A 15,336-nucleotide genomic window follows, 5' to 3' on the forward strand; every position below is an offset into this window, starting at 1 on the left:
ACGATGCGTAGAGGAACACTCACCCTGCGTGGCATAGCCGGGGCGGCTGTCCTCGCCGCGCTCCCCGTCGTCGCCGCCACTCCCGCGCACGCCCATGACGAGGGCAAAGTGCATGCCACGGTCACCCCGTCCAGTGCGGATCCCGGGGCCAAGGTCGAGATCAGCGTCACGGGCTGTGACGGGACGACCGGGTCGGCCGGGTCCGGCGCGTTCACGGGGGACGCGAAGCTCACCGGCAGGGACGGCGACAAGTACTCGCTGAACGGCTCCGCCAAGATCAGGGACGGCGTCGAGGGTTCGTACGACGTGACCGTCATCTGCGACGGCCACCCCCACCAGGGCGTGGGCACCGTGCAGGTCGGCCGGCATCAGCAGGAGCCCGTATCGCCGGTCCGCGCGGGCGGCGGCGGCACCGCGCAGCTCGCCGCGCACAGCCAGGAGGCGGGGCCCGGCACCCGGCACGCGGTGATCGGCCTGGTGCTCGCCGGGGTGGCGGCCGTGGCCGTGGCGTTCCGCAGCGTCCGCCGGCGCCGCTCCGAGTGACGGGTGGCGGCCGACGTGTCGGGCCATGAGAAGCCGGCGGGGCAGCCGGCCGGGCACGGGCGATTCCTCACCGGGGTCGCCTGGGCGCTGCTGCTCGTGGGGCTCTGGCTGTGGGGCAGCGAGATCACGGACGTACGCGGCGGTGTCTCGGAGCCCACGACCGGTGACGTCGCCGCGGTGGGGCGGCCGTTCGGTGTCGAACTCCCGGACGCGCACAAGCCGTTGGGCGCCGCCAAGCCGCAGCGCGTGGATGTCCCCTCGCTGAAGGTGCGGGCACCCGTGGTCGTCCGCGGGCTCGATCAGGACGGCGCCATCGATCCGCCGCCGTTCGAGGAGGCGGGCTCCGTCGGCTGGTACGGCGGCGGTACGCGCCCCGGCGCCGCGGGCACCTCCCTGTTCGTCGGCCACGTCGACACCGAGACGCGCCCCGCGGTCTTCTACGACCTCAGCGCCATGCGGCCCGGCGAGAAGGTCCGGGTGGCCCGCGACGACGGCTCGGTCGCGGAGTTCACCGTGGACGACGTCCAGGTCCTCAGCCGGGACCGCTTCGACGCGAAGAAGGCGTACGGCCCCCACGAGGAGGGCCGCGCCGAGCTGCGCCTGATCACGTGCGGCGGCACGTTCGACCGGGCGAGCAAGACGTACTCGGCGAACGTGGTGGTGTCCGCCTACCTCACCGGGGTGGGGCGGTAGGGGTGGCGCCGGGGCGCGAGGGCACTCCCGCCGTCCTCGCGCCCACGGTGGCACCCCTGGCGGCCCCTTCCCGGAAGGACCGCAGGCCAAGGCCTCCGAAGACCGCCGCGAACACGGCCCACAACAGGGCGTGCGAGGCGACCGAGAGGACGCGGAAGTCCCACAGGAGCGTCGCGTCCACCGGGACCGGGTCGGGGTTGTCCGGGAGGAGGAAGAGCGCGGTGAGGACGGCGACCGTCGTGAGGGCCGCCGCGATCTGCCTCGCCGGTACGGATCTGGCCGTCAGGCGTACGTACACCTGCCGGGCCAGGAACATGCCGAGGACGCCGATCGCGACGGAGGCGAGCCACAGCGCCTGCCGCTCGCCGACCGTGCCCGAGTCGCCGACGCCCGGCGGGTTCGCCGGGTAGCGCAGACCGGGCAGCAGGGAGACGGCGAGGAACGCGGCTCCCGCGAAGGCGAGGGCCCGCGGCCATGGGCTCGCGTGCGGGTCGCGGCGGTGCACCAGGGCGTACGCCACGGCGAAGAGGACGCCGATGGCCAGACCGGCGACGACCGCGGAGACCACGAGCCCCGCGTGCTGGGTGGAGCGCGTGAACAGCTCCTCGTGGTGCTGTGCCGCCTGAGCGGCGCCGTGCGCGTGCTCCTCGGCCGCCGCGCGCTTCTCCTCGGCGCGGATCGCCCGGTCCATCAGCGGCTCGGTGAGGAGCAGGGAGAAGAGACCGGCCGCGAGGCCCGCCGCTCCTCCCGCCACGAGACCGCGGCCGAGCAGGGGCAGGACAGGTGAGGACGGGGGAGGCGGGGGAGAGGACGCAGGGGATGGCATGGCGCCGTGTCCGTCCCCGGTCAGTGGCACGGGGCACCGAAGAGGTGCCTGCCGTCGTGGGCGAACTCGTGCAGATAGCTGCCGGTCGCGGAGATCAGCGAGCCGTTGTCGAAGAAGACCGCGTAGAGCGCGATCAGCGCGACGATGACCGCGGCCGAGGCGATGAGCCAGTCGCGGGTGTGGACCGTGGCGGCCTGGACCGCCGTCCTGTCGGTGCCCGATGCTGCGGTGTGCAGTGACATGTCGAAGGGCCTCCTCTGGGGTTTCCACGCCCCGAAGCAGGAGTACGACGGCTCAGTTCCTGACTTCCGCACCCCAGGCTGGCGTGCGGTCACAGTGGCGGGCCCGCCCCGGAATCGCACCGGGTTCCTGTCAACCATCGCCTCGATGTGTGGACTTGTCGCCCGGAGAGTCCCAGTTGGTCATGGACACTGTCAATGGAACCTGTATCAGGACAACCCGGCCCGGTCGGCGGCCCGCTCCCCCCGGAGCCGTCGACCGGGCTGGTCCTCGACCGCGCGCGCACGAGCTGCGGGAGTAACCCGGCGCCGGCGCGGGAGGTTCGGTGACCAACCCCGCAGTGCGGGATGGACGATCAGGCCGGGGGCTTGGGCCGTTGTGACGACTCTAGAACGGATGAGCGCTGGAGCCTAGGGGTGGATTGACGCCAAGTCGTGATCCGATTCCTCTCTGTGATCATCGCAGGTGATGATGGTCCTCGGAGCGGCCGTCAGGAAGGTTCGGACCAACTGCCGCGCAGTGCGGCGTCGTCGAGCGATCCCTTGATCACTTCGGTGGCGACCACCTCCATGACCAGCCGTTCTCTGCGCGCGTACCGCCGCAGCGCGTCAAAGGCCTCGTCGACACCGGTGTGCCAGCGTTCGGCGAGTATGCCCTTGGCCTGTTCGATGCGTATACGGCTGGTCAGAGCGCCCTGGAGCTGTATCGCGAGAACCCGATACTCCGTGTAGGCACGGTGGTTGTGCAGGCCTACCGCTGCGGCGTCGGCGATCGCCTGCGCCAGACGCAACTCCCCGTCGGTGTGGCGGGTCCGGGAGTTCTCGGGCACGAAGACGTTCAGCGCGCCGAGCAGTGTCTCGCGCTGCCGCAGCGGGACCGCGTACGTCATCCCGATGCCGCGGCGGCGGGCCAGCGCCGTGAACTCCGGCCAGCGGTCGGCGGGTTCGTCCGCCGCGAGCCGCACGGGCGGCACCGCGAGGCCCGTGCCGAGGCTCTCCACGCAGGGCCCACCGCTCTGCTGGGCCCCTAGCAGGTCGAGCGCCAGGTCCCGGGGGTGGCCCCCGGCGGCCACCCCCGGCGTGCCGGTGCCGTCGAAGATGACGCCGGCGGCAGTGGCGTCGAGCAGCTCCACGCAGTGGCCCGCGACCCGGCTCAGGTAGCGCTCCGGGTCGAAGTCGTCGTCCAGAGTGTTGGTGGTCTCCACCAGGACTTCGGCCAGCCGTAGTTCAGAGGTGTGATCCCGCATGATCTCCTCCCCAAGAGCGCCACCCCGCGCACTGCGCCTACCCCCGGGCGCCGGGCTGTAACAGGTATCCAACAGCTCTCCGCAGCGGACGGGCGGGCCTCGTGGGCCGGGAGTGCGTATGTCAGGATTGAGAATCGGACAGTGCACCCAAGGGGGAGTGGATGTACCACAAAGGCACCGGCCGCGGTCATCGGATCGCGGCCCGGGGGGTGAAGGCTGCGGCGGCGTTTGCGGGGGCTGCGCTGCTGCTGTCGGGGTGCTCCTCCGATGACGGTTCGGGCAACGAGGAGTCGTCGGGGAACCCGGTCGAGCAACAGCCGAAGGGCACCGACCCGTACTGGGTCAACCCGGACGGCAACGCGGCCAAGCAGGTCGCCACGTACGAGAAGGACGGCAAGAAGGACGACGCCGAGCTGATCCGCAAGATCGCCGAGCAGCCCGTCGCGGAGTGGATCATCCCGGAGAACGCGGAGGACCAGGCGCGCGGTTTCACCGAGGCCGCCCAGAAGGCCGACCGTGACGCCCTGTTGGTCCTCTACAACATCCCGCACCGCGACTGCGGCCAGTACTCGGGCGGCGGCGCGGCCGACGGCAACGCCTACCGCACCTTCATCGACCAGGTGGCGAAGGGCATCGGTGACCGCAACGCCACGGTCATCCTGGAGCCGGACGCGGTGCTCCACATGGTCGACAACTGCACGCCGGAGGAGTTTCACGAGGAGCGGTACGACCTCCTCAAGGGTGCCATCGAGAAGCTCAAGTCCCTGAAGAACACCAAGGTGTACCTGGACGCGGGCAACGCGGGCTGGAAGAACCCCGACTCGCTCTGGGAGCCCCTGAAGTGGTCGGGCGTCGAGCAGGCCGACGGCTTCTCGGTGAACGTCTCGAACTTCCAGACGACCGAGGCCAGCACGGAGTTCGGCAAGAAGCTGTCGGCGAAGATCGGCAACAAGCCGTTCGTCATCGACACCGCGCGCAACGGCAACGGCGCGTACACCAAGGGCAAGGACACCTGGTGCAACCCGCCGGGCCGCGCGCTCGGCGAGGCGCCCACCACCAAGACCGATGACCCGCTGGTCGACGCGTATCTGTGGGTCAAGCGACCCGGTGAGTCCGACGGCACCTGTCGCGGTGGGCCCAAGGCGGGGGCCTGGTGGCCCGAGTACGCGCTGAAGCTGGCGGAGGGCGCCAAGTAATAGCGCGAGTCACTTAAAAGCCGCAGTCGCGTCTGCCGGGATCTCGGCTGATGCGACTGCGGCTTTCTTCGTGGTTGCTCGCGCCCCGCGGCGGAGCCGCATATAGACACAGCCCCGCGCCCCTTACGGGGCTACGGAATGTGGACCCACTGAGCCTTGCTCGGGGTGCCCTGATCATCCGTCACGAACAGCATGTACCAGCCGGACTCCACCAGGCTCCGCTCCTTGGGGATCGTCACCGTGACGCCGTTCGCCGACTTCTTCAGGTCGAGGGCGACGGACGTCTGGTCGATGTCGGTGACGTGCGTCGAGGCGCTCGGCCTGATCAAGCGGGCCGTCTTGATGGACGAGGCGTGCTGGGTCTTGTAGGTGCCCGACCCGCCGCGCTTGATCTCCTTCGGGCCGCCGGTCAGCGTGGGCTGCGAGCCCTGGTACAGATACGGCGGGGTGTAGATCTCGATGCGCTGCTCGAACTCTCCGGGCTTGGTGTTGGCCTTGTCGGAGTAGAGCGAGTCGGAGCCGAAGAACATCACGCGGCCGTCGGGCAGCAGGATCGAGCCCGAGTGGTAGTTGCGGCCGACCTCCGGGTCCGCGACCCGCCGCATGTTGCCGGTCTTGGCGTCGTAGATCCGCGCCTGCTTGATGTTCGAGTCACCGCGGCCGCGGTAGTCCTCGGAGCCGCCGGATATGAGCACCGTGTCGTCGGGCAGGGTCGAGGCCTGCGGGTAACGGGTGCCCTTCTCCAGCTCGGGGCCGTCCTCGAACTTCGGGTCGTCCTCCAGGAGGTCGACGATGCGGGTCTTCTTGCTGGACTTCTTGGACTCGCCGACACCGCCGCCGCCGATGACCATGTACTTCTGGTCCTGCGCGGGCGGCAGCTCCACCGTGTTGGAGGTCTCCAGGAGGTTCGGGTCGCTCATCCCCGGAATCCCCTTCCAGCTGCCCTTGGTCTCCAGGTCCCAGGTGCCGGGCTTGCGGCCGACGTCGTCAGGGCCGTACCCCGCGTTCGAGCCCGAGTAGAAGAGCCTGCCGCTCTGCAGCTGGAAGACGGCCGGGTAGGTCGGGAACTGGCGGACCTGCTTGGTGTAGGTCCACTTCTTGGTCTTGGGGTCGTACAGCTCGTTCTTGCCCGGGACCAGCTGGCCGATCTCGTCGAGGCCGGAGAGGCTGAGCACCTTGCCGTCCGAGAGCGTGGTCAGCGTGGGGTACCAGCGGGCCTCGTTCATCGGGTCGACCTTGATGTACTTCTCGGCGACCGGGTCGAACTCGAAGGCGTCCTTGATCCCCTGGAAGTCCTTCTTGTCCAGGGCGAGCTTCTGCGCGATGCCGTACGTGTTGCGGGTGGCGGCGCCCTTGAGGCCCTGCACGCGGTAGTTGTCCTGCGTGCCGGTCTCGTGCTTCGTGCCGCTCTGCTGCGCCTCCACGTACACCCGGCCGAGGCCCGGTTCGTTGCGCACGAACGCACCGGTCGCCTTGTCGAAGACCTTCTTCGCGCGCTCGACGACGACCGGGTCCTTGGAGACGAACGTCTTGCCGTTCTTCTTGCCGGTGAACTTCGTGCCCGCCGGCAGCGTGATCGGCTTGTCCGGGTCCTCGTTGTGCACCACCATCAGGCCGCCCGCCTTGGTGATGTCGCCCTTGAGCTTCTCGTAGCGCTGGGTGCCGCCGGCTATCAGGAGGTTGCCGTTGGCGAGCTGGGTGTGGCCGGTGCAGAAGAGGTCGACGGGCGTCTTGATCTTCTTGATCGTGTTCTTGACCGGGTCCCACAGGCGGGTGTCGAACTTCTTGGCGTCGAAGTTCTTCTGGTTGTTGCCGGAGCCGGCGACCAGGAGGATCTTGCCGGTGTGCAGGAGCGCCGCGTGGATGGTGTTCTGGCGGTACTCCTCGGGGAAGTTCACGACCTGCCAGTGGCCGTTGTCGGCCTTGTACTCCGGCTTGTTGATCTTGTAGTCGTGGTACTTCTCCGAACCCACGCGCCACAGCCACGGGCCGTTCATCCCGGCCAGCGCTATGACCACCGCCGCGCCTATCGCGATGCGGCGGGCGCGGCGGCGGCTGGAACGGTCTTTCATTTCTTACGTCCCCCAAGGGAAATCTGCATGGTCTGGTCGGTCGCCGCCCAGCTGGGCTTCTGCTGCGGCGCGTGCGGTGCCTGCGGAGGCTGGTGCGCCTGCGGCAGCTGTGCCGTGGCGTCCTCGCCGTCGCGCTGCTGCGGCACCGTCGGGCCCCCGCCCGGCGGCGGCCCCGAAGGCCCGGCACCGTGCCGCGACTTGCTCTTCTTCTTGTCCTGCCGCATGCCCCAGCGCCACGCGAAGATCGGCGCGGCAGTGATCAGGAGGGCGAACGTGGCCCAGATGATCATCGCCGGGTGGACGTGGTCGAACACGAACGCGGCGGCCATCGAACCGGCGAAGACCAGGATGAAGAACAGGTGGATCCGGAAGGTGCCGAACAGGGTGTCCGGGCTCGCCGAATCGCCCTTGGGTGTCACCACGAACTTGCTCTTGCGGCGCAGCACGGCGTCCAGGAGGGAGCGTGCGTAGACAGGTGCAGAAAGCGCCGACATCACCATGCCCGCGATACCGCCGGAGCCCTCGGGCTCGTGCGGCGAGACGTTGTGGCGGCGGTTCCAGATGTAGAGGCCGATCTGCAGCGCCGACGCGTTGCCGTACAGCATCAGCCAGATCGTCGGGTCGATGTTCACGCCCGATGCGCCCATGCCCAGGAACAGCGCGCAGGAGAGCGCGGCCAGGATCCAGTTCATGGCGGACATCGGGTAGAAGATGACCATCATCGTGTAGTTGAAGAGCCGGCCGGGCGGCAGCGAGAACGGCGCCTTCCAGAACTGCTTGAGGATGGTCTCGTACGTTCCGCGCGACCACCGCAGTTGCTGCGTGAAGAAGTCCGTCCAGGCGTTGGGGCCCTCACCGACCGCGAGCACGTCGGGGGTGTAGACCGACTTCCACTTCTTGCCGGTCCCCGGGTTCGTGGCCCGGTGGATCTCGAAGCCGGTCGCCATGTCCTCGGTGATCGAGTCGTACAGACCGCCGATCTGCTTCAGGGCGCTGATGCGTACGGCGTTGCTCGTGCCGACGAACATCGGGGAGCCGTATGCGTTGCCCGCGCGCTGGATCAGGGCGTGGAAGAGGAACTGCTGGGACTCGGCGGCCTTGGTGATGAAGTTGTCGTAGTTGCCGTAGACCTGCGGGCCGATGACGAAGCCGACGTTCTCGTCGCGGAAGAAGCCGAGCATCCGCTCGAGGTAGTTGGGCATCGGGACGTGGTCGGTGTCGACCGATGCGAAGAAGTCGTAGTCGTCGCCGTGCGCGTCCAGCCAGGCGTTGTAGTTGCCGTGCTTGGTCTTGGCGCGGTGCGGGCCCTTGCTCATGTTCCACTTCGCGACGCCCTTGCGGGAGAAGTGGTGCACGCCGAGCCGCTGGCAGACCTCCTTGACGGCGGGGTCGTCGCCCTCGTCGAGGAGCCAGACGTGCATGAGGCCGCGGTGGCGGATCTTGACGGCCGCCTCCAGCGTCTTCGTCACCATCTCAAGGGGTTCCTTGCCGGGCACGAAGGAGGTGAGGAAGGCGACGCGGGTGCCGGTCTCGGGCACCACGGGTATCGGGTCACGGGCGACGAGCGTGGCGTGCGCGTTCGAGAGCACGTTCATACAGCGGAAGAACTCGATCAGACCGATCGAGACGAGCATGACGATGTCGAGCGTGGGCAGCCAGTCGTTGGCGACGTAGTCGCGCTTCGTCCAGTGCGTCGGCTGGAGCAGCCAGGCGAGCAGCACGAGGGAGAGCAGCGGCGCGGCCCCCAGCATCAGCGCGGCTCTGATCCGGTGCGGCTCCTGCGAGAGCAGGGAGCGGTACTGCACCTTGTACGGCTTGGTGGGATCAGGCTGCGTCAGCGGGCCCGCGAGACGGCTGTAGTGCTCGTAGTCGTACTTCGGCAGGGCCTTCTTGATACGCCGGAACCCGCCCGTACGGTGCGATGGCACCCGCAGCTGGGTCGTCTCTGACGGGTCGTTCGGCCGGGCGCCCGTCGGCGTCGACGTCATGAGTCATCCCCCCGCACGCGGTCCCCCGCGTGTTCGTTGGTCCTTCCGCCCGGTCGGATCCCCCTCGACCCTCGCGGACGCATCAGTGGCAGGCCACCGTCCCCTTAGACATGGAACAGCTACCTTCCGGTTGCATGATGCCCCCCTCGGCATCCATTCACGAAAGGGACCCCCCGTCCCTTCCCCCGTGGGCGCCGGTCGGCAGGGCCCCCAACTGCCCCGCACCGTCTGCCTCATGAGAGCCAGTGGCTCCAGCACAAGGTTCTACGCCCGTTGCCATGATCGCAAGAGCGAAACAAGGTGTTTACCGGTCATACGAGCGATTTGAGTTGCCTGTTGAGGCAGGAGCGGTCAATCGCGTTCGAATATTACCGAAGTGTTCCCGTATCGCCCGCTCGGCCCGCAGCACATCGCCGGATCTGACCGCGTCGAGGATCTCCCGGTGCTGGCGGCAGGTGACCTTGGGGTCGTGCGGGACGTCCACCAGGTCGGTGCGTACGTTGTGGAAGGCGTCCCAGAACGCTTCGAGGACCTCGCCGAGCAGCGGATTGCGCAGACAGCGGTAGAGAGTGGCGTGAAATGCGCGGTCGGTTTCGGTGTGAACCGCGCCCGGCCGGCCGTTGTGGCCGTCGTCCGCCGCCGTCTCGCTGTCCATCCGGTCGACGAGGGCGTCCAGTTCGGCCAGATCCGCGTCCGGGATACGGCCGGCGAGGCGCGCGATGAGTCCGGTCTCCACGGCCTCCCGCAGCTCCAGGAGCTGGAGCAGGCTGTCCTCGCCGCGGTAGTGGCCCGCGACCGTCCGGAAGGTGAGGCCCTCGATCATGGGAGCCATCGACATGGGCCCGACATATGTGCCGAAACCGTGCCGGATTTCCACGATGCCCATCGCCTGGAGTGCCTTGAGGGCCTCTCGCACGGAGTTCCGACTGACGCCGAGGCGTTCCATCAGTTCGGGCTCGGTGGGCAGAGAGGCGCCGGAGGGCAGCCGCTGGTCGATGATGAGCTTCTTGATCCGCTCCTGTATGTCGCGCGCCATGGCGCAACGGTAGCGGTACGTGCGCCGGTGGCGGCACGACGAAGGCCCCCCGCGTTAACGGGGGGCCTTCGCTGTCTGTGCGCCGTCAGGGACTCGAACCCCGGACCCGCTGATTAAGAGTCAGCTGCTCTAACCAACTGAGCTAACGGCGCGCGCTGACCTGGAGAACTCTACCGGACTCCGACGGGTGCTCCGGACCATCCCGGCCCGCGCGGGGGGCGCTGAGCCGCATTGCCGGGAGCGGGCCCGGGGGCGGCGGGGGAGGCGAATGCGGGGCGGATCCATCATTCGGACCGTCAACATGCGATATCGCCCGACAGTTGAGAAGCTGACGACTGTGCAGATGCGACGCAGGCATTCTTTCCTGGAGTGTGAGGGGAATCGCATGGAGGTTGCTCCGGTATTCGAGGAATTCAATCCCGAGAGCGACTGCGACTGCCCCGGATGTATTCACCGGCGACGAGCCATGACCCACGCACTTCCCGTACGAGAAGGCGGCCACCCGGCGGCGCACGGAGCGCGGCGCGCCCTCGTCATCGCCGCGGCCGCGGGCACCGTGCTCGGCGGCGGCCAGGTGCTTTCCGCGGCGGCGGCCCCCGGGACCCCGGGCATCCAGGGGGCTCCGCTGGACGAGGACCCGGGTCCCGGGAGTCCGCAGGGCGACACGAGCGCGCTGCACGGAGCGCCGGGGACGCCGGGCGCCCCGGGCCCCGCGACGTCGGCGGCGCGGAGCACGACGCGGGCCGCGATCCTGGCCCGCGCCAAGAAGTGGGTCGCGGCGAAGGTGCCGTACAGCATGGGCACGTACTGGTCCGACGGATACCGGCAGGACTGCTCGGGCTTTGTCTCCATGGCCTGGAATCTCGGCGGCAATGAATGGACGGGCAGCCTCTCCGCGTTCGCGGTGCGCATTACGAAGAGCCAGCTGCAACCCGGCGACATCCTTCTCTTCCACAATCCGGCGAACCCCGAGAAGGGTTCGCACGTGACGATTTTCGGCGGCTGGGCGAACGCGGCGCACACGCAATACGTCGCGTACGAACAGGCCCGCCCGAGCGCCCGCAAGCGGACGACTCCCTATGCCTATTGGAGCAATGGGAGCCGCTATCTGGCGTACCGCTACAAGGGGGTGAAGGGGGGAGCTCCCGGTGGCTCGGGGCCGAGCACGGGGACGCGCTACCCCGGCGCGGGCTCGTTCGGTCCCGGCGCCGACAACAAGTACGTCACCCAGCTCGGCAAGGCCCTGGTCGCCAGGGGCGGCGCCCGCTTCTACACGTCCGGTCCGGGCCCGCGCTGGAGCGACGCGGACCGCAGGGCCACGCAGGCGTTCCAGCGGGCGCAGGGCTGGACCGGCGGGGACGCGGACGGTCTGCCGGGGCCCGCGACCTGGTCGTACCTGATGACGGGCAAGGGCCGCGACATCCCCCGGGCGGGGGCGGGCGCGAGCGGCACGCAGGGCAAGGCGCCCGCGTACCCGGGCCGTGGGGTGTTCCGCCCCGGCCAGTCCAGCCCCTCGGTCGAGCAGCTCGGCAGGCAACTGGTGAAGAAGGGCTTCGGCAAGCACTACGCCCAGGGCCCCGGCCCGCGCTGGAGCGAGAGCGACCGCCGCAACGTCGAGGCGTTCCAGCGGGCGCAGGGCTGGCGAGGGGCGGCGGCGGACGGGTATCCGGGGCCGGAGACCTGGCGGCGGTTGTTCGCATGAGCCTGGTGAGTGGAGCGGCATGAGTGGATCGGCGGCGCACATGAGACGCGGGCACGGAGCTGACCGGGTCGCGGGTGCGACCGGGGCACGCGTGTGGTCGGGGCGCAGATGCGACCGGGCTGCTGGTGTGGCTGGGGTGCGGGTTGGGTCGGGGCGTGGAGGTGGCTGGATGGTGGATGAGGCTGGGGTGCGGGTCGGGACGGGGCGCGGAGGTGGCCGGATGGTGGATGAGGCTGGGGTGCGAGTGAGGCCAGGGCACGGACGTGACCGGGTTGCTGGTGTGGCTGGGGCGCGGGTCGGGACGGGGCACGGATGTGACCGGATGGCGGGTGTGGCCGGGGCGCGAGTTGGGCCGGGGCACGGATGTGACCGGGTTGCTGGTGTGGCTGGGGCGCGGGTCGGGTCGGGGCGCGGAGGTGGCCGGATGGCGGGTGTGGCTGGGGTGCGAGTCGGGCCGGGGCACGGAAGTGACCGGATGACGGATCAAGCCGGGGCGCGAGTGAGGCCGGGGCACGGATGTGACCGGGTTGCGTACGAGATCGAGGCACGTATGAGGCGGAGGCAAGGATGAGTGCGACAGCGGCATCACGGTCACAGACCCCCCAGCCCGAGGAACCGCAGGTCGCCGGCGCCCCCGACTCGACGCCTGCCCGCCCGCCGCGCCTGATCCACAGCGAGGCCACCACCGAGATCCCCATCCACCTGCTCTTCCGTGACGACCCCGGTGAGCCCGGGGTGTCGCTGCCGCCCGCCGTGGTGCGGCGCAGGCAGGGGACGGGGGAGCAGCCGCGCACCGCCCGGCGGCCCGCGCCTCCGGTGGCCCGCCCGCTGCCCGAGGTCGACCCGTCCCTCGGCGAGCGCCCCGCGTCCGTGCTGCCCGGTGCGGTCGGGGTGATCGGCGGGGCCGCGGGCGTCGCCGGGTGCGCGGCCGCGCTGTGCTGGGCGGGGGTGCTGCCCGAGCCGGTGGCGCAGGCGGCGGGGCTGCCCTGGTCCGACGAGTACGACGCGTACGCCGGGCTCGGCCTCGCGCAGTGGGCCTCGCTCGCCGGGTCGGGTGCGCTCGCGCTGTTCGGGTTCGGGGGCCTCGCCCGTGGCCGGGTCGGCACGGCGTGGGTGCTCACGCTCTTCGGCAGGTACCGCGGCAGCGTCCGCCGCACCGGGCTGATGTGGGTCAACCCGCTCCTCCTGCGCCGCCGCGTCGACGTACGCCTGAGGCACTGGCGCAGCGAGCCGATGCCCGCGGTGGACCGGGGCGGGGTCGCGCTGCGGGTCGTCGTCCTCGTCGTCTGGCGGGTCAAGGACGCGGCGCGTGCGACGCTCGGCGTCGCCGACCACCAGGAGTACTTGCGCGAGTGCGTCGAGGCGGCGACGGCCCGCGTCCTGTCCCGCCTTCCCGCCGACGCCTTCCACGACGACACCGCGACCCTGCGCGACGCGGATGCCGTCGGCGACGCGCTGACCCGGATGCTCGCGGTGGAGGCCGAGCCGGTCGGCATCGAGATCTTCTCGGCCCAGCCGACCCGGATCGAGTACGCCCCCGAGATCGCCGACACCATGCGCCTGCGCCGGGTCGCCGCCCTGGACGCACGGCACCGCGACAGCGTGCTCACCTCGGTGGTGGACTCCGTCGAGGACACGGTGACCCGGCTGACCACCCGCGGCCTGGTCGAGCTCGACGACTACGAGCGCAAGGCCTTGGTCAAGGACCTGACGGTGGCGTTCTATACGGGGCATGGAGACCGCTGACCACACCGCTGACCACACGGCCGACCACTTCGCCCCCGACCTCGCGGCCCTCGCCCGGGACGCCCGGAGGCTGACCGCGGACCGGCCCCGCACCCTCCTCGGGATCGCGGGGCCGCCCGGCGCGGGCAAGTCGACGTTGGCGCGGGCGCTGGTGGCGGAGATCGGCGAGGGCGCCGCGTATCTCCCGCTCGACGGTTTCCACCTCTCGAACGACCAGCTGGAGCGCCTCTCCCTCACCTCCCGCAAGGGTTCGGAGCCGAGCTTCGACGTCCGCGGATACGTCGCGCTGCTCACCCGTGTGCTCCAGGACACCGGGCACGACATCTACGTACCCGATTACGACCGCACGCTCCACGAGCCCGTGGCCGCCCGTCACCGTGTGCCGCCGAGTGCCCGTCTCGTCGTCACCGAGGGGAACTACCTGGCCTGCGATCTGCCCGGCTGGCGCGACGCGCGGCGGCTCATGGGGGAGTGCTGGTACGTGCAGGCACCTGCGGAGGTACGCCAACTGCGCCTTGTCGAGCGCCAGTTGGCGGGCGGGCGGACGGCCGAGGGGGCGGCCGAGTGGGTGGCGACTAATGACGGTCCCAACGGTGACCTCGTGGAGAAGTCGCGTGGGCGCTGCGATCGGATCGTCTCCACTATTGGTATGGACATGTTCAACTACCGCCCATAATCTGGGCTTGGTCTAGACCGCAGTACTCACTGCACCCACTGCTCTCACTGCATCCGCAGTGCCGCAGGCGCGCGCACGGTTCACGGAACCCCCACGTTTCCCCTGGAGCGGCAGCATGCGAAACAAGAAGATGTACGCGGCCATGCTCGGCGCCACCACGTTCGGGGCCCTCGCGCTCTCGTCCGGTGGAGCGAGCAGTCACGGCTACACCGATCTGCCTGCAAGCCGCCAGATCAACTGTGCCAACGGCACGGTGAGCGGCTGCGGTTCCATCCAGTACGAACCCCAGAGCGTCGAAGGCCCGAAGGGCTTCCCCGCCTCCGGTCCGGCCGACGGCAAGATCTGCTCGGCGGGCGTCAGCGGCTTCGACGCGCTCAACCAGCCGAAGGCGCCGGGCGGCGGTGCCTGGCCGACGACCAGTGTGAGTGCTGGTCAGAACTACAGCTTCCGCTGGCAGTTCACGGCGCGTCACCGCACCACCGACTTCAAGTACTACATAACCAAGCAGGGTTGGGACGAGAGCAAGCCGGTGACCCGGGCCGCCCTCGAAACGGCCCCGTTCCTCAACGTCCCCTACAACGGGCAGCAGCCGCCCGCCACGCTCTCGCACTCCGGGACGATTCCCGGCGGCAGGAGCGGACACCACGTGATCGTCGCGGTGTGGACGGTCCACGACACGGCGAACGCGTTCTACGCCTGCTCCGACGTCAAGTTCTGAGTACGTCCAGTTCTGAACACGTCAAGTTCTGAGCAGGGCTTGAGGCTCCACGGCACTCCCCGCGGGTAGGTTCTGCGCACGCCGTCCACGACCGGGACGGCGTGCGCAGAACGGCCATACCCAGCAACGCCCAGCAATACCGACTATCGGGGGACAGTCATGGAGTTCATGTTCGTCGCGGTGCCCGTGTTCATCGCCGCGGTGGCGATCGTGATGGCGGTCAAGGTGGCCAGGCGCGCCCTGGAGCTGAGGCAGGCGTGGGCGAGCGGCCTGACGGCTGAGGCGCGCTGCCTGCGCACGTACACCACGACGAGGCGCCACAGCGACAGCAGCCACACCACCACGACGCTGCGCCACGTCTACGAGTTCACGCCGTCCACGGGCCGCCCCGTCAGGTTCGAGGAGGAGAACGGCCCCGCGACGACCATCGAGGGCGACTTCGTCACCGTGCACTACGCGGCGGGCCGCCCCGAGAAGGCGACGGCGCACGCGCCGAGCCCCGTCAAGAACGCGGCGAGCGCGATCGGTCAGCTCTGCTTCCTCGCCGCCATGCTCGCCTTCTGCGTCTACTTCACCGTGTCGGCGAACGACCTGTTCGGGTCAGACCTTCCGTAGTCGCCCTCCAAATCTGACGCACCATCAATTATGGTGCGC

At 69.7% G+C, this 15,336-nt stretch carries 14 protein-coding genes, 1 tRNA gene and 1 riboswitch; of the genes, 8 read left to right on the forward strand and 7 right to left on the reverse strand.

The genetic code is table 11. From position 1 onward, the window contains the following. The first annotated feature begins 3 nt into the window (after nt 1-3). Together M4V62_RS26605 and M4V62_RS26610 are read left to right on the forward strand one after the other, a co-directional pair. Complete coding sequence (locus M4V62_RS26605) at nt 4-543, forward strand: hypothetical protein (RefSeq protein ID WP_249589730.1); 540 nt, start codon at nt 4-6, stop codon at nt 541-543. Between the two features lie 15 nt (nt 544-558). Beyond that, complete coding sequence (locus tag M4V62_RS26610) at nt 559-1,236, forward strand: class F sortase (RefSeq protein ID WP_249589731.1); 678 nt, start codon at nt 559-561, stop codon at nt 1,234-1,236. Here M4V62_RS26610 and M4V62_RS26615 read toward each other — a convergent pair. The 3 genes from M4V62_RS26615 to M4V62_RS26625 all read right to left on the reverse strand — a co-directional run bounded on the left by M4V62_RS26615 (nt 1,217) and on the right by M4V62_RS26625 (nt 3,548). Then, on the reverse strand, nt 1,217-2,062 hold the full coding sequence (locus M4V62_RS26615; RefSeq protein ID WP_249589732.1) for a CbtA family protein: 846 nt from the start codon (nt 2,060-2,062) through the stop codon (nt 1,217-1,219). The two genes, M4V62_RS26610 and M4V62_RS26615, sit on opposite strands and share 20 nt — an antisense overlap. Nucleotides 2,063-2,082: 20 nt before the next feature. Next, entirely contained in the window at nt 2,083-2,304 is a 222-nt protein-coding gene (locus M4V62_RS26620; RefSeq protein WP_249589733.1) for a CbtB domain-containing protein, read from the reverse strand. Between the two features lie 32 nt (nt 2,305-2,336). Then, a riboswitch (cobalamin riboswitch) is annotated at nt 2,337-2,458 on the reverse strand. Between the two features lie 334 nt (nt 2,459-2,792). Then, nucleotides 2,793-3,548: an ANTAR domain-containing protein gene (locus M4V62_RS26625; RefSeq protein WP_249589734.1), complete on the reverse strand. Its 756-nt coding sequence runs from the start codon at nt 3,546-3,548 to the stop codon at nt 2,793-2,795. 161 nt (nt 3,549-3,709) lie between these two features. On the opposite strand from M4V62_RS26625, the gene M4V62_RS26630 reads away from it, so the two are divergent. Next, nucleotides 3,710-4,744 carry a glycoside hydrolase family 6 protein gene (locus tag M4V62_RS26630; protein WP_249589735.1) on the forward strand — a complete coding sequence of 345 codons (1,035 nt, stop codon included), beginning with the start codon at nt 3,710-3,712 and terminating at the stop codon, nt 4,742-4,744. 131 nt (nt 4,745-4,875) lie between these two features. Here the strand turns inward: M4V62_RS26630 and glxA are convergent, their stop codons facing one another. The 4 genes from glxA to M4V62_RS26650 form a co-directional block, all read right to left on the reverse strand. Beyond that, a complete protein-coding gene (gene glxA, locus M4V62_RS26635; protein ID WP_249589736.1) occupies nt 4,876-6,816 on the reverse strand; it encodes a radical copper oxidase GlxA in 1,941 nt (646 codons plus the stop codon). Next, nucleotides 6,813-8,804, reverse strand: coding sequence for a glycosyltransferase family 2 protein (locus M4V62_RS26640; protein WP_249589737.1), 1,992 nt, complete (start codon nt 8,802-8,804; stop codon nt 6,813-6,815). Before M4V62_RS26640 ends, glxA begins: the two co-directional genes overlap by 4 nt. A 304-nt stretch (nt 8,805-9,108) precedes the next feature. After that, a complete protein-coding gene (locus M4V62_RS26645) occupies nt 9,109-9,840 on the reverse strand; it encodes a FadR/GntR family transcriptional regulator (RefSeq protein WP_249589738.1) in 732 nt (243 codons plus the stop codon). A 78-nt stretch (nt 9,841-9,918) separates the two neighbouring features. Next, a tRNA-Lys gene (locus tag M4V62_RS26650) sits at nt 9,919-9,992 on the reverse strand. A gap of 233 nt (nt 9,993-10,225) precedes the next feature. On the opposite strand from M4V62_RS26650, the gene M4V62_RS26655 reads away from it, so the two are divergent. The 5 genes from M4V62_RS26655 to M4V62_RS26675 all read left to right on the forward strand — a co-directional run bounded on the left by M4V62_RS26655 (nt 10,226) and on the right by M4V62_RS26675 (nt 15,297). Then, on the forward strand, nt 10,226-11,542 hold the full coding sequence (locus tag M4V62_RS26655) for a peptidoglycan-binding protein (protein WP_249589739.1): 1,317 nt from the start codon (nt 10,226-10,228) through the stop codon (nt 11,540-11,542). 567 nt (nt 11,543-12,109) lie between these two features. Beyond that, entirely contained in the window at nt 12,110-13,288 is a 1,179-nt protein-coding gene (locus M4V62_RS26660; protein ID WP_249589740.1) for an SPFH domain-containing protein, read from the forward strand. Then, nucleotides 13,275-13,964: a nucleoside/nucleotide kinase family protein gene (locus M4V62_RS26665; protein ID WP_249589741.1), complete on the forward strand. Its 690-nt coding sequence runs from the start codon at nt 13,275-13,277 to the stop codon at nt 13,962-13,964. The genes M4V62_RS26660 and M4V62_RS26665 overlap by 14 nt, the downstream gene beginning before the upstream one ends. A gap of 115 nt (nt 13,965-14,079) precedes the next feature. Further along, nucleotides 14,080-14,682 carry a lytic polysaccharide monooxygenase auxiliary activity family 9 protein gene (locus M4V62_RS26670; RefSeq protein WP_249589742.1) on the forward strand — a complete coding sequence of 201 codons (603 nt, stop codon included), beginning with the start codon at nt 14,080-14,082 and terminating at the stop codon, nt 14,680-14,682. Nucleotides 14,683-14,841: 159 nt separating this feature from the next. After that, nucleotides 14,842-15,297: a DUF3592 domain-containing protein gene (locus M4V62_RS26675; RefSeq protein WP_249589743.1), complete on the forward strand. Its 456-nt coding sequence runs from the start codon at nt 14,842-14,844 to the stop codon at nt 15,295-15,297. Nucleotides 15,298-15,336: the final 39 nt, after the last annotated feature.

The organism is Streptomyces durmitorensis, assembly GCF_023498005.1.
GTDB lineage: Bacteria > Actinomycetota > Actinomycetes > Streptomycetales > Streptomycetaceae > Streptomyces > Streptomyces durmitorensis.